This is a genomic window from Paenibacillus enshidis (assembly GCF_042136365.1).
GTDB lineage: Bacteria > Bacillota > Bacilli > Paenibacillales > Paenibacillaceae > Paenibacillus > Paenibacillus enshidis.
This window is the reverse complement of the sequence record NZ_JBHHMI010000001.1, coordinates 229395-243415: the sequence shown is the minus strand read 5'-3', so window position 1 is coordinate 243415 and position 14021 is coordinate 229395. Positions and strand designations below refer to the sequence as shown.

Here is a 14021-nt window from a genome sequence, read left to right as displayed (position 1 = left end):
GCCACTGCTTTTATCACACCTTTTAGAAGAAGGCTTATGATTCAACCACCGATAATATGAAACCCTGCGTCAACATGCTCAGGGGACGAGCCGGATGCCGAGCCCGGCGCAATGGAACGCTTTGAGCCCGTCGACCGTAACCAGCACGTCGGCAAATAGCGTCGGCATCATACCGCCCGCTACCTCCTGGACGTACACTTCATAAATAAGCTTGCGCGATGCCGGCGTCACTTGGCCGCGGCACACCATCCGGTAAGGCACGTCCGGAACCGGCTCGAATCGCCAGCCGTCTTTTTTCAGCGTAAAGCCCGTTGCCGCCATATAGAACGACATCGCCTGCACACAGCCTTCGAGCATCAGCGTTCCCGGCATGACCGGATCGGCGTTGAAATGGCATGGGAAAAACCATTCCGTGCCATCCAGCGCCGCTTCGGCGCGCAAGTACCCTCTGCCGAGCGGACCGCCGCGCGGATCAAAGCTCGTTACTTCCTGAAAAAACAGCCTTTCGCCGTGCTGGATCGACGGACTGCTCGTATGGGACGCCGCCCGTTCGAAACCAGGCCCGAAGCAATCGTACGGCCTGCCTTGGGCAAAGCTGTTCACTTGCTCCGGAGTAAACCGGCTGTGCGTACAATCGGCTTCCGGCAGATCGAGCCGCGCGCCCGCCCGAGGCTCGGCTTTTGCCGGGTCCCAGAGGACGCCGCCGGAGTTAGCCAGCTCTTCGTCGGTGAAAAAACCGGCTTGACCGCCGCGCATCGTCAGCCGCCGCTCAGCTCCCGCATAGCAATCGTAATGGAAAAAAAACAGCCGCATATCCCCGGACTTCGCGTGGGAGTCGACCACGATTTGATAGGTCAGCGTCTCGCCGTGCCGCGGCAGCGAGCCGTGGAACGTAAGCTCGCAGCCGAGCAGCCGGTACACGCGGTCGCCTTTGTTATAGCGGTCGATGCCGAGCCACGAGATAAGCAGCAAATCGGCCTGGCCCGCTTCGACCATGTAGCCAAGCGGCATGCGGCCTTTGTGTATATAGTCTCGCGACCGATCGACGTCCGTCTCGGTCCAGATCGTACCGGCACCCATGCTATGCGGCGCGGCATCAATGCCGGTGACGCGGTCGACCAGCAGCAGCGGCGGCTCCGGCAGGCGGACTTGGCGGCGATAGCCGATCTGGTCGGCAAACGCCGGGCCGAACACCACGGAGATCGCGCCAGACGCCAGCTGCTCCAGTTGCGCCCGCGAAAAGGCCGGGCCGGTTGGCCGTCGCATCGGGCCAGCGATCGGAGGAGCGGCATGTCGCGGCGCAGCGGCCGTGATGGCCGGGGCCGCGTGCGGCAACGCTTGCGCGATGGCTGGCAGCTCGACCGGCGGCCGATGCGCCGCCACTGCAATCGAAGGCGAAGCATCGCGATCGCGCCCCGCTTCCGCAACGCGCGCAAGCAACGCGTCCAGCCGCAAGCGCTGCTCGCGGCCGTCGCCGGCGATCTCCGCGCCTTCAGCGTCGTGTGATGCCAGCGCTACGCGCGCTTTTACGCCGCCGAGCGCGGCGATCGACACGCGCGCCGTGCGAGGAGCCGAAGCCGGCCACGGCTGCGGCCCGCCTCCGTCAAACGCCGGACGCAAGCCGTAGCGCAGCGAAAGCGCGCCTGCCGCTACATGCAGCAAGCCATGTGCGGCATGCGCCTTGCCGAAGCGCCGCTCCAGCCTTACGGCGCTTACGTCCCTTTTGCGCGCGTTGCCGGCATCGCCAAGCGCGCCACGATTTATCACGCCGCCGACGGCTTCGTCTTCCCCGTCGCCCAGCAGCAGCCCCGGTTGCTCCGCTCCCGGTTCCATCCCCTCAACATCCACCGGCAGCACCGCGTAAATAACGTTACGGTCCCGCTCCGCATCGGCCAGCCGTTTCACGACGATCGCCACCGCCGCATCGCCGGCCGTCGCCGCATCCGGGCCGGCCCATTCGGCGACGGCCGTCTCATGCACGTACTCGCCGCTGAAATCGACGGCGCCGACAATCGCTGCGTCAAGCTCGCCTTCGCGCAGTGCGCGGGCGGCAATCGCCAGCGCGGTTATGCCCGACAGCTCCTCGCTGGACACAGTGAAGCCCGGGCCGCTCATGTTCAACATCTTGTTAAGCCGGTTAGCCGGTATGTTCGGCAGCAAACCGACGACCGTCGGCGCGTCGAGCTGTGGGAAAATCCGCTCGCAGGCGGCTTCCAGCTGCACTCCGTCCCCCGCTGCCGCCGATTGGACCGGCTGCTGTTCGGCAAGCCGCAGCCGCGCGCAATGCCTGGTGATTTCGGCGTCGCATTGCATGCCGATATAAATGCCGGTGCGCTCGGACGGCAGCTCGCCCGCTTCGGCCGCGGCCGCCTTGGCCGCTTTCAGCATTTGCAGCTGCTGCGGCAGCGCGCGCTTCAAATCGTTGGGCGGCGCGGCGAGGCCGGCCAGCGGCAACTCCACCGTCTCCGCTTTCGTCGACCGCGGCCGCTGGTCCAGGCCAAACAACGCGGCGGCAAAATCATCCGTGCCGCCGCCGTCCGCCACGATTGCGCCGATGCCGACAATCGCCAGCCGGCCGTCGCCGCCGGCGGGGGCGCGTCTTCCTTCCTCACAAGCAACAGCCCGTTCCATCGGCGACAAACGCACCACTGTCCCCGCGGCGGATCGCTCCGGCACCGGCTCATATTGCTCGACGATCAGGTGCGCGTTATTGCCGCCGAAGCCGAAGCTGTTGATCGCCGCACGGCGCCTCCCGTTGTATCGCCACGGCTCCGCCTTCCGCAGCAGCCGGAACGGCGACTCGCGCAGCACTTCGATCTCCTCTTCGCCGAATAACGACGGCGGCAGCATGCCGCTGTTCAGCGAGCCGAGCACCTTGATCAGCCCGGCGATGCCGGCGGCGGTGAGCAGGTGCCCAATATTGCTTTTGATGCTGCCGATCGGCACGTCGCGCAAGCCGGCGAATACGTCGCTCATGCTGCCGATTTCTGTCGCGTCGCCCAGCAGCGTGCCTGTCGCGTGGCATTCGATCAGCGAAACGTCGCTTGGCGACAAGCCCGACTGCCGATACGCCTGGCGCATCGCCTCCGCCTGTCCGGCAGCCGACGGCGCCAGCAGCCCGCTGCGGCCGCCATCGTTGGACAATCCGACGGCGCGGATGACACCGAGCACGCGATTGCCGTCGCGGACGGCGTCGGGCAACCGTTTCAGCGCGACGAAGCCGCAGCCTTCGGCGGGAACGAGGCCGTCCGCTTGCGGGTGGAACGGCCGGCTTTGCCCCGTTTTGCTGATTGCCTTCAGCGCTCGGAAAGCGGTATGTAGAAAAAGCGGCTCGGCGCCGTTCACCGCGCCGGCTAACATCAGATCGGCACGGCCGTCGTGCAGGCTGTCGCAAGCAAGCTTGATCGCGTAGAGCGACGAAGCGCACGCCGCATCCAGGCAATACGCTTCCCCGCCAAGCCCGAGCGCTTTGGCCAGCGCAAACGCTGGATAACCCGACATGAAGCGGTCGATCGCTTGCGTCGGCGCGCCGACGATGCGGGCGGCCTCGCTTGCGGACAGTCCTTGGCGTCGAAGCCATGCCGATTCGGCGTATTGCGCCAGCGAAACGGTCGGCAGCGACAAGTTGCCGACGATCACGCCCGTTCGCTCACGCTCGGCAAAGCCGCCGGTTCCGGAAGTGCGGATCGCTTCTCCCGCGGCCTGCAGCATCCAGTGCACCATCCGGTCCATTCGCAGCCATTCATCCCGGTCGACGGCGTATTCGCTCGGATCAAACCGCTGCTCGAACCCATGCACATAGCCGGCCCGCAGCGACCAGCGCTCCCCCCCTCGATTGGCTTCGGCCTGCTCGCGGCTCACCCGCCAACGGTCCGTTTCTGGCTCCGACAACAAGCTGCGACCGGCCAATACGCCGTTCCACAGTTCCTCTGGATGTAACGCGCCGGGCAGCACGCAGCCTTGTCCGACGATCGCGATCGGTTCGAATGTCATCGCTGCACTTCCTCCTAGTCTGTTTGGTTGTCCTAATGTTCTGCCAGATAGTCATAAATTACGTCCGGCTTTGATAGCGTCAAATCAGTAATAATATGTGAAGCTGATATTACTTCAAGCACTGGGAGGTCTGCCATCGGCGCCAGAGCATGGGCAAACAATTGCAGCCGGGCTGGGGCAGTCCAGGCACCATGAATAGTCGGATTGTTAATCTGAGTACGCATTAGTTGGCATACCTTCTGACTTCCATCAGTGTTTGGCACAATTTTGAGCATGAATGTTGGCTGGCTAAGCTCTTGACGAGCGAGAGCTAAGTCCATAGGTTGATGTTTATAACCCATTGTAGCTGTGGCAACACGTAACGATCCGTAATCCAGGGTACCGACTAATGTGTCCGAGTCAATATACAATCTAGGAGCACCAAGTTTTTTCGGGTATGCACTCACCTCTCGTCCAACTGCTATAGCAGGATGATTGTCCACGTACATAGCATGCAGATATTCGCCCTTCTCGCCATTGAAGGATACCGGTATCACCTGACCAGCCTCTGTATAGGCCCCTAAACCAGGAGCATCCGGCATGTACATGACCTCAAATTTGACTAGAGGCTCATCAATTGCAAGCGGCTCGGGAACTACACGTCTAAGGGCTTCCATATCGGTACGATACAGAATGTTCAGGTACTCCCGATTACGAAAATTATAAGGGCCCCAAGGATAAGCAGGAGCCCCTAACGGGGTCGTCAATTGCTTTCGCACCTCATGTATTTTCAATTTTCCATCACCTTTCCTCCATGTAAAAAGTAAGCAATTCATCCCAAACCACTTCTGTGACTTGATTAGGAAAGCTGTCATTTGCTGCACATATGGATAGTTTGTATGCTCGGTCAATCTCATATTGACGGAACTTCCATGCGGCATCTTTCTTTTTTGTCGAGATAAGTTTAATTTCATTAACTGAAAGATCAATAGTAAAAAGACGGAGCGGTTCGTTTAATCCTTTGCCAATTGCCTTAATATAGCTTTCTTTCAGAGTCCATAAGTCAAAAAAATAGGAAAGTTTATTTTCAGGGGGAACAGCCTTTAATCTTTCTTGCTCCGCATCTGAAAAATAATGATTGGCAACTGCCATATCTATGCTTCGGATTCGTTCTACATCGATTCCAATTGGGCTTGAGTCCACAGCACTGACGATCCAATCACCTGCATGTGAGATATTAAAGTGAATACCGCTTTGACTCTCCAAATATGGTTTACCAAAGCGATCTGCTGTAAAAGGTACTTTCAAGCTAACATATCCGAATTGGCGAAAGAGCATCAGACGGGTAAGCATATCCCCTACCAGCGAACGCTCTTTATCTTCCCGATGCAGATAGGCATCGATTTTTCTTTGTCTGGATAGATCCGCTCTTGCATAGGCCTGTTGAAAATCAGAATCGGATATCGGAGAAGAAAGTCGAATAGCTCCTATATTCATTGACATCCTGGACTCATACTGACATCGGCCTTGGGGAAATTTTAAATGCTTCTGGAACTACGGCAACGCCATACGTACGTAATTGATGGACTCGTGTGATTACAGCAGCTCCCTCCATAATATTCAATGCGATTTGGACGACACTGCGGTTCGCCGGATGTTCCAAAAACGAACCTGCTGTCCAGGCATTAAACGCCCCGATAGCTGGGCCGCACCAGATTTGATAATCCAGTCTGCGTTCTGCTGTTCCCTGAATGGCCCACCTGCTCGCATTTCCTAAATACCAACGAAAGACAAGCGCCATCCGATGCTTGGCATCTTTTTTCGCTCTGACTAACTGCTGGGGATCCCTATTCTGAAAAAAGCGTTCCGTCTCATCCCAGATATGTTCCAGGGAGTCTTGAAAAATTTCCTTCTCCAATTTAGCCCGCTGGTCCATAGGTATGGAATCAAGAGAATCAAACTGCCGGTAGACTTCGAAAAGCCGATGCGCCCGCACACTGAACATGGTCCCTCGCTTAAGCACCTGCACCTTGACTCCCATCTCAAACATATCCGCCGACGGAGCCATGGTGACATCGGCCAGATCCGCCTTGGCCAACATTTGCTTGCCCGCATCGGATAAGCCCGATTCCAGCGACGCTTGATTAATAGTGCCTGTTACAATATATGCAGCGCCTAAAGCAAAAGCCGCCGCCGCAGCGGCAGGGGTGCCAATCCCTCCGGCTGCACCCACCCGTATGGGCCGATCGTATCTATAAAGAGCCGTTAATTCGTCCCGTAAAGCTGTAATGGTTGAGAATAATGAGCCCAGGGGCCTGTTATCCGTATGTCCGCCCGAATCGGATTCGACCGTGATGTCTTCAGACAGAGGAATACGACTGGCCAGCCGGGCTTCCCCGGCTGTGAGTTTTCCACTCCTGACAAGATTCAGCAGCATATCCTCAGGTGCCGGCGACATGAACAGCTTCGCAATTTCGGGACGAGAAATTTTCGCAAACACATGATTCTGTCGAACAATACGTCCGTTTTCATCCAGATACAATCCGCTGCATGCATATCGGACGATACTCGGTGTCAGACTCATAAATGCCGACGCTGACATACGGGTAACCCCCCGCTCAAGATACAGATCGACATTCGTTTCTTCCCGATCTGTCTCGCTCGGGCTATGAATCAAATTCACACCCCATGGCAGTCCAAGCGGTTCAAGCCCGGCTTTCAATTCGTCAATAGCTTGCGCGACACGTTGTGGAGATAACCCGGCAGATCCGAAAAATCCGAGCATCCCTGCTTTGGCTGCGGCGATAACCATGGCAGTGGTTGCAATCCCGTTAGCCATTTCACCGATTACATACGGAAAGCGCAAACCATGGGTTTGCAGAAAGGAACGATCCCCCAGCCATTCCGGATAAATCGCCGGTAAGGAGGAAAGCAGCGGATAGTTCCCTTGCTGAGCCATTTGTGAACTATGGTGTATGGTTCCTCCGAAGGCTAACCCCCGCGATCCGTTTGGGCCGCCGCTCACGATATGGATCGGTTCACGAATTCTGGAGATTGAGCTTTTTATGCCTTCTGTATCAAAGTGCGGGGATTCGCCGCCGCTTTGCCAGCCTCCAATTACACCGTCTGCATTCCAAACTCCTGCAGATTGCTGCTCCATCCGCTCACCCCTCTCTTTCGCCTTCCATTTTGACAAGCCGCAATCCCATCCTTTGGCAATAACAAACTTTTAATCCGTCCACAGTGACCAATAAATCTGCATATAACTTGGGTTCATCCCCGCCATGAACTTCTTGGACAAATATCTCATAGATCAATTCCCTGGCGGTAGGAGGCGCTTGTCCCCGAAATTGCATCTCATATAACACTTCAGGAATAGGATCAAAGCGATACCCATCTTTATTCAATGTAAACCCAAGTCCAGCGAGATAGAATGCCATCGCTTGCAGGCAGCCTTCAAGTTGCAGCATACCCGGCATCACGGGATCGTTATGGAAATGACATAAGAAAAACCATTCATCGGGTTGAAGCGCTTTTTTGGCCTTTAAGTACCCTGAGCCCCATGGTCCCCCCTGCGGATCAAAGCATTCCACTTCATCAATCATAAGCATTTTTCCCGATTGAATACGCGGTGACCTTATGTGCGTAAAAGCCTTTTCATATCCGGTTCCAAAGCATTCGGCAGTACGCCCTTTAGAGAATAAGCTCACTTGTTCCTTGGTGAATGAACGATGTTCGCAAGCCACAACAGGAGCATCCCGTCTGGCATCTGTATTAAACTCTGCGGTTTCAGCAGCCCAGTTCACACCACTAGCTTCAAGCAATTTAGCTTCAGTTAAAAAACCCACCACTGCTTTTCGCACTGTCAATCGTTTCTGTCCGTCGGCGTAACTGTCAATGTGGTGAAAGGTCAGCCATGTTTCGTCATGATGAGCTTGGCCATCCACAGTAAGTTCAGAAGTTAGCGTAGTATTACGCTTAATAAGCGATTCATGAAACATGAACTCACAACCTAAAAACCTTGTAAATCGTTCGCCATTACTTTGTGTATCGATGCCCAGCCAGCTCATGAGCAGTGGACTAAGGTTTACCACCGATTCAAGCATGAGACCTGCTGGCATACAACCATCATGTAAATACCATGAATCCCCTGTAACATCCATTTCAAACCAGACCTTGCCCAATCCAAGTGAGCCCGGCTCACCTTCTATTCCGAGAACCCGATCAGCGAATAACAGCGGGGGTTTGGGCATTCGCACTTGATGAGCATACTTGTCCTGTGATTCGAATCGGCTTCCGAATACATCGGAAACCTTGCCAGACGCCAGCACCTCAAGTTCAGCACGGGAAAATGAAGGTCCCACAGGTCGAAATGGATGTAAAGGCTCACTTGTTTGACCCAAAACCAGCGGTTTTCTAGACAAAACAGCGGTCATTTCTTTGAGAGCCAGTTCCCTCTGCTGTAAAAACTGCTGATGAAGCTCCCCTTGCTGTGTTTGATAGTCCCTATGTGTTTGAACAAGTTGATTGTGATAATTCATAACAGTTCGCTGAAAGTTCATGTCTGTCCTCCCATCAGGCCTTGGCCGACTCGATCTCCGGTAATAACCACTTCAATTTGCTCACGATTGCCGAATAACAGCTCATCAGCAAAGGCACGAGCCCCCTGTTCAATCGGAATAAGGTTGACTCCCCTTTCTGTAAAATGAGTTCGCAAACTTGGGGTAACCATCCCCCCATCCCAGGCTCCCCAGTTGAAAGATTTGACCAGACAGCCTACTCCGCGTTGTGATGCCTGGGCTGCCGCGACTTTATTCAAAATCTCGTTCGCCATCGCATAATCACATTGCCCAATATTACCTGCTCTCGCAGCAATAGATGAAAATAAGACAAGCATATCCAACGGGTCCTGTTGGGTTGCAGCCAATAAATTGCGCAGCCCTTCTACCTTGGTGCGAAACACCAGATCGAAATTTTCGGGTGTTTTGTCTGCAATCCTTTTATCAGCCAGAACGCCCGCACCGTGAATAATGCCTGTAATCTGCCCCCATTCCCGGCGTACTTCCGATAAAGTATGTGCCAGTGCTTGCTGATCCTGAATATCAACTGCATAATAACTTGCATGAGAGCCTGATTGTTTTAGGGTATGCAAGGTCTCTTTGATTTCTCGATTGGCAAGGATTGCTTGGACACGCGTTGACAGTTCTCTCGGTGTCATTTTCTGCCCGTTCGCCTTATATGAATCAAACAGGATTTGTCTAAGCTCGGCTTCCGTATTGGCATGTGTAAAGATTGCCGGCTCCTCTGTCAAAGCTGTACGGCCCAGTAATACAAATTGCAGAGGTACGGCTTCAGCAAGCGCCTGCAATGCAGCAGCTGTAACACCGCGGGCTCCACCCGTGACAACGATTACACCCTTTTGATTTATAACCCGCTTGGATATGGATTGGGAGAGCGAAGCAGGCTCGGCATGAACGGTCACACGTGGTTCATTCATCCGTAATCCTACCTCGACTTCCAGCCCACCCCAAAGTAACTCAGCCGTAATCGCATCAGCTGCCTGTTCCTTGGTAAGACCGGTCATTTCCAAGTCAATAGCTTTAACCGAAGCTTTCGGCCATTCCAAAGCAGCTGTCTTTACTAATCCTGACAGCCCGCTTGTCCAGGCTTGTTGTGACTCCATACCGCGCAGGCCAAAGGCTCCGCCTGTACTCTGCACGGTTACGAAAAGTCCGCCACGAGCCGTGAGTTGCTGAGCTACTGACTTGGCTGCGGCAAAAGCTTCATAATTAACAGCTAACGCCTCCGACTCTGTGGTCAGGCTTCGCAAACCTCCGAGGAACACAACCCCAGACGCATGATTTGATACGCTGCGAACAACCTCCGCCTGAATACCATGAGTCTTAAGTTTATCAGCGAGTAAAGGGGCGATGCCTGTTTCATCGTCCGTGATGGCCAAGACACCCTCCCCCATGGAACTTAAGGCCTTCATCGCAAAGCCTGTTGCTGGTGCCTTTTGCAGGCGTAAACAAAAACGTGCAAGCGGCTGAACCGGAGAATCCGAAACTGACGATTCAACCGTTACGACTTTTTTTCAGAGCTGCGCTCCACATAGTCTGCAATTTCTCCCAGGGTCCGGCGGACAGCCAATTCATTGGCATTTATTTTGATGTCCTTTGGCAGTTGATCCTGAAGGGCAGAAAGAATCTCCACACGTTTAATAGAATCAATGCCAAGCTCAGATTCCAATTCCATCGATGGATCAATCATTTCAATGGGGTATCCGGTTTTATCGGAAACGATATCAATTAATAATTGTGCTGCATCTAACTTCGTAGACGAAGTGATCGAAGCAGAATCTTTCATGTCCGAATCCAGAATTAGGCTTTCCGTAGATGCATTTGGATTATTTTTTCTCAAATAATCAACAATTTCACCTAACGTGTGAAGAGTGGTCATTTCAGTTGGATTTAGATTTATTGAGGATGGAAGCTGCTCTTGCAGAGCTGATAATATTTCAACGCGCTTAATCGAATCAATGCCTAAGCCAGCCTCTAGGTCCATGTCAAATTCGAGCATCTCCAGTGGATAACCGGTTTTATCGGCAACAATTTGAAAAAGGAGCTGTTGAAGATCAATTTGGGATGGCAGCTTACTGATGACCGATTCATCGGATTGTAGGCTGGATGGAACAACCTCAGAATATGTGGCGGGCTGCTCCGTAGGTTGCATGACAGGCTGTACCGCAGCAACCTGCTCCAGTTCAGGGGCGGGAGCAATATGATGGACTCTGTCCAACTCATTTAGCACGTTTGGTTGAGGAAATTCAATAATTTTAGGGCTTTGCAGGGGCTGCTCATCAATTACTGCTTCTCCCACAGCCGAGTGTTGATAACTTGCGGACAATTCTCCTGAGATTAATCTGCTCAGGTTTGTAAATGTTGCCTCGGCTGCGCGAAGAAACGCAGCATGTCCGGCCGCCATGAATTGTTGATGTGCAGTATGGGCTTCTGCGGTTTGCTTTTGAAGCTCCTCAAAGGTATGGAGCAAGGCTGTGAAATCAGAATTGACTTGGGCCGACATGTGATTTCCCGATGGGTTTGTCATAGGTATTCCTCCTAGATTCAATAACATTTTCATACTGCTGTTTGGGGTCAAGATTCGAATCACTGCGGGTATTCTTCACTTTTCTGGATTAGGCTTTAGTACCGCTGGCTGCACCCCCAAGAGGAGGATATGGTTTTTTGTAGCCTGAACCGTTAATTTTCACAGCCATACGCGGCTTCTTCTTCGTTTCCGGTTCCGTTTCTTCGGGTGCCGCCTCCTCCCAGAGTGCATCATAATCTAATGTCAATCCGGCAGCGGCCAATTTCCCCAGTGCGTTCCACAACATGGTCACTCCATGCTGGCCCCTGCGGTCCATACATACTGCCGTGATCTGCCGGTCCTTGAAAGTTTGTTCGACCAATCCTGTTAGCACACCGCCCGGCCCTACTTCGATAAAGGTTCGGACGCCATCTTCATACATAGACTGCAGCTGCTGCTCAAATAATACCGGTTTGGCAATTTGCCGCGCGATCGTTTCACGGATCACCTCTGAATCTGAGGAGAATGGTTCTCCTGTCATGTTCGAATATACTTTGGCAACAGGTTTTTTAAACGGATATTTGCGTAAGCTTTCCAGGAACGGTGCAACGGATGCTTCCACAACAGAAGAATGGAACGCAGTTGCCACATGTAAACGTCTGAACTGAATTTGCTTCTCTGTCAAGTGCAATTCCAGCCGCTCTACCTCATCTGTCCGGCCGGACACCACGAGCTGTTGCGGGCTATTATAATTGGCGATGACAACATTCAAATGGTTGTTCTGAATCAGCGCTGCCACGGTTGCTTTATCACTGAACACAGCACTCATGGCACCCGGAATTGTAGCGGCCTGCGCCATGAGCTCTCCCCGCGTGCGTGCAATTTCAATGAGTGCAGTTTCGTCCATAACACCGGCTGCACACAAAGCAGTCAGCTCGCCAAAGCTATGACCGCCCACAGCATCGGCTTTGAGTCCCACAGCCTGCAGCACGCCAAGTGCTGCCAAGGATGCTGTACCAAGGGCAGGCTGCGCCCACTCCGTTTGCATCAACACATCTGATTGCGCTTTGCGCTCTTCATCGGTAAACCTTGGGATCGGATAAACGACATGGTGAAGCCTATTATCAGTACCGGCAAAAGAGATATTGGCCGAACGGTCCCAGACCAATCGTGCCTGGTCAAATCCCATGGCCAGATCTGCTCCCATGTTGACATATTGGCTGCCTTGCCCCGGGAACAAGAAGGCGATACGGCCGTATGAAGGAATCCCAGTTGCGAAGTGGACACCCTCGATTGAAAAACTGCTGTTCGTATCCATGAGTGTAACTGCCTTGTGGAGCTTAGTGCTTAAATCGCTGCCGCCTGCGGAAATGACAGCCAACCTTAGCCGCTTGCCGGGGTCAAAATTCTTCTGCGATTGACGGGCCGCAGCCACCCATGTCTTTCCGCTGGGAGAAAGCTCGGCCGCCTTTCGGCATTCTGACTTAAGCTCCTCTAGCAGATCAGCACTAAACAGGAGCAACTCTGTCGGAAAAGACCTCACCTTCTCAGCACCCTTCCCAGGACCGGTATATTCCTCTAGAGCAACATGAAAATTAGTTCCGCCAAACCCAAAGGAGCTCACAGATGCCCGTCGTGGATGCAATCCGTCCCGAATCCAGGGCCGGGCCGTCGTATTTAAATAAAATGGACTTGTTTCAATCCCCAGCTTAGGATTGGGACGTTCGACCTTGATCGTTGGCGGCAGAACTTTATGATGCAAAGCCATAACCGCTTTTATCAAACCTGCGGCACCTGCAGCACCTTTCGTGTGGCCAATCTGGGACTTGACCGATCCGAGAGCACACCAGGGTGCCGAAACCGCCTCCTGCTGCATAAAAGCAAGCTTCAACCCCTCGAATTCTGAAACATCGCCGGCTTTCGTTCCGGTTCCGTGCGCTTCTATTAATTCTACGGTTTGCGGGGAATAGCCAGCCTCTTTATAAGCCCGCCGCAATGCCTTCGCCTGACCTTCTGCTACAGGAGCATATATACTTTTGGCATTCCCATCGGAAGATGTGCCTACCCCTTTGATAACGGCATAAATTTTATCCCCGTCACGCTCCGCATCGGCCAACCGCTTGAGTGCAACCATCCCGACTCCTTCTCCAAGGATTGTGCCGTCCGCCGCATCCGAAAATGGACGGCAATCCCCGGTAGGCGATAGTGCAGGGGTCTTGCTGAAGCATACATATGCAAAAATATTGTTCATCGCATCAACGCCGCCTGTGATCACCATATCCGATTTTCCTGTGGCCAGCTCCATAATCGACATGGAAAGCGCTGATAAGGAGCTGGCACAGGCAGCATCGACTACACAGTTGGTTCCGCCCAAATTGAGCCGATTTGCGATGCGGCCGGCAACAACGTTACCAAGTAAGCCAGGGAATGTATTTTCCTGCCACGGCACATAAGAAGCCGAAATGCGTTCGCAGATCTCTTCGATCTGGGACTCCGGCAATCCGCTCTCACGCAATGCCTTGGCCCAGATCGGACGTTGCAGCCTGGAAGCCATGTCGGATACCAATGAGGCCGTCCAAGTACCAAGGATGACGCTGATGCGCTCGCGGTCCATATGCCGGAACTGTCCGCGTGCAGCATCGTGCAATACCTGATTGGCCACAATCAAGGCTAATAGCTGACTCGGATCGGTGGCTGGAAGATTAAGGGGAGGAAGGGCATACTCCAAGGTATCAAAGTCAACATCCCCCAAAAATGCTCCCCTTTTGGAATAGGTTTTATCAATAGCAGAAGGATCAGGATCATAATAATCCTCGACCAGCCAGTGTGTAGGGGGAACTTCCTGAATCATGTCTGTTCCAGCAAGTATGTCCTTCCAAAAACCGCCAAGATCCGTCGACCCAGGGAACAGAGCACTAACTCCAACGACTGCGATATTACAAGGTTTTTGCTGATCTAACATA

The 14021-nt window shown here is 53.7% G+C and carries 8 protein-coding genes; all 8 read right to left on the bottom strand.

Annotated elements, in window-relative coordinates; translation table 11 throughout:
* Positions 1-78 precede the first annotated feature (78 nt).
* The 8 genes from ACE41H_RS00995 to ACE41H_RS00960 all read right to left on the bottom strand — a co-directional run bounded on the left by ACE41H_RS00995 (position 79) and on the right by ACE41H_RS00960 (position 14020).
* A complete protein-coding gene (locus tag ACE41H_RS00995; RefSeq protein WP_375352651.1) occupies positions 79-3993 on the bottom strand; it encodes a beta-ketoacyl synthase N-terminal-like domain-containing protein in 3915 nt (1304 codons plus the stop codon).
* Positions 3994-4025: 32 nt separating this feature from the next.
* On the bottom strand, positions 4026-4808 hold the full coding sequence (locus tag ACE41H_RS00990) for an acetoacetate decarboxylase (RefSeq protein ID WP_375352650.1): 783 nt from the start codon (positions 4806-4808) through the stop codon (positions 4026-4028).
* Positions 4774-5469 (bottom strand): 4'-phosphopantetheinyl transferase family protein, encoded by a 696-nt coding sequence (locus tag ACE41H_RS00985; RefSeq protein ID WP_375352648.1) that lies wholly within the window; start codon positions 5467-5469, stop codon positions 4774-4776. Before ACE41H_RS00985 ends, ACE41H_RS00990 begins: the two co-directional genes overlap by 35 nt.
* 13 nt (positions 5470-5482) lie before the next feature.
* Positions 5483-7168: a PfaD family polyunsaturated fatty acid/polyketide biosynthesis protein gene (locus ACE41H_RS00980; protein ID WP_375352646.1), complete on the bottom strand. Its 1686-nt coding sequence runs from the start codon at positions 7166-7168 to the stop codon at positions 5483-5485.
* Positions 7137-8534: a hotdog family protein gene (locus tag ACE41H_RS00975; protein WP_375352644.1), complete on the bottom strand. Its 1398-nt coding sequence runs from the start codon at positions 8532-8534 to the stop codon at positions 7137-7139. Before ACE41H_RS00975 ends, ACE41H_RS00980 begins: the two co-directional genes overlap by 32 nt.
* Complete coding sequence (locus tag ACE41H_RS00970; protein WP_375352642.1) at positions 8531-9931, bottom strand: SDR family oxidoreductase; 1401 nt, start codon at positions 9929-9931, stop codon at positions 8531-8533. The genes ACE41H_RS00975 and ACE41H_RS00970 overlap by 4 nt, the downstream gene beginning before the upstream one ends.
* Positions 9932-10053: 122 nt before the next feature.
* Complete coding sequence (locus ACE41H_RS00965; RefSeq protein WP_375352640.1) at positions 10054-11079, bottom strand: phosphopantetheine-binding protein; 1026 nt, start codon at positions 11077-11079, stop codon at positions 10054-10056.
* A gap of 88 nt (positions 11080-11167) precedes the next feature.
* Positions 11168-14020 carry a beta-ketoacyl synthase N-terminal-like domain-containing protein gene (locus ACE41H_RS00960; protein WP_375352639.1) on the bottom strand — a complete coding sequence of 951 codons (2853 nt, stop codon included), beginning with the start codon at positions 14018-14020 and terminating at the stop codon, positions 11168-11170.
* Position 14021 lies beyond the last annotated feature (1 nt).

Bases quoted from the DNA above. Each gene is read 5' to 3' on its own strand.
- ACE41H_RS00990 (WP_375352650.1), bottom strand. From the start codon at position 4,808: ATGAATTGCTTACTTTTTACATGGAGGAAAGGTGATGGAAAATTGAAA.
- ACE41H_RS00960 (WP_375352639.1), bottom strand. From the start codon at position 14,020: ATGTTAGATCAGCAAAAACCTTGTAATATCGCAGTCGTTGGAGTTAGT.
- ACE41H_RS00985 (WP_375352648.1), bottom strand. From the start codon at position 5,469: ATGAATATAGGAGCTATTCGACTTTCTTCTCCGATATCCGATTCTGAT.
- ACE41H_RS00975 (WP_375352644.1), bottom strand. From the start codon at position 8,534: ATGAACTTTCAGCGAACTGTTATGAATTATCACAATCAACTTGTTCAA.
- ACE41H_RS00995 (WP_375352651.1), bottom strand. From the start codon at position 3,993: ATGACATTCGAACCGATCGCGATCGTCGGACAAGGCTGCGTGCTGCCC.
- ACE41H_RS00965 (WP_375352640.1), bottom strand. From the start codon at position 11,079: ATGACAAACCCATCGGGAAATCACATGTCGGCCCAAGTCAATTCTGAT.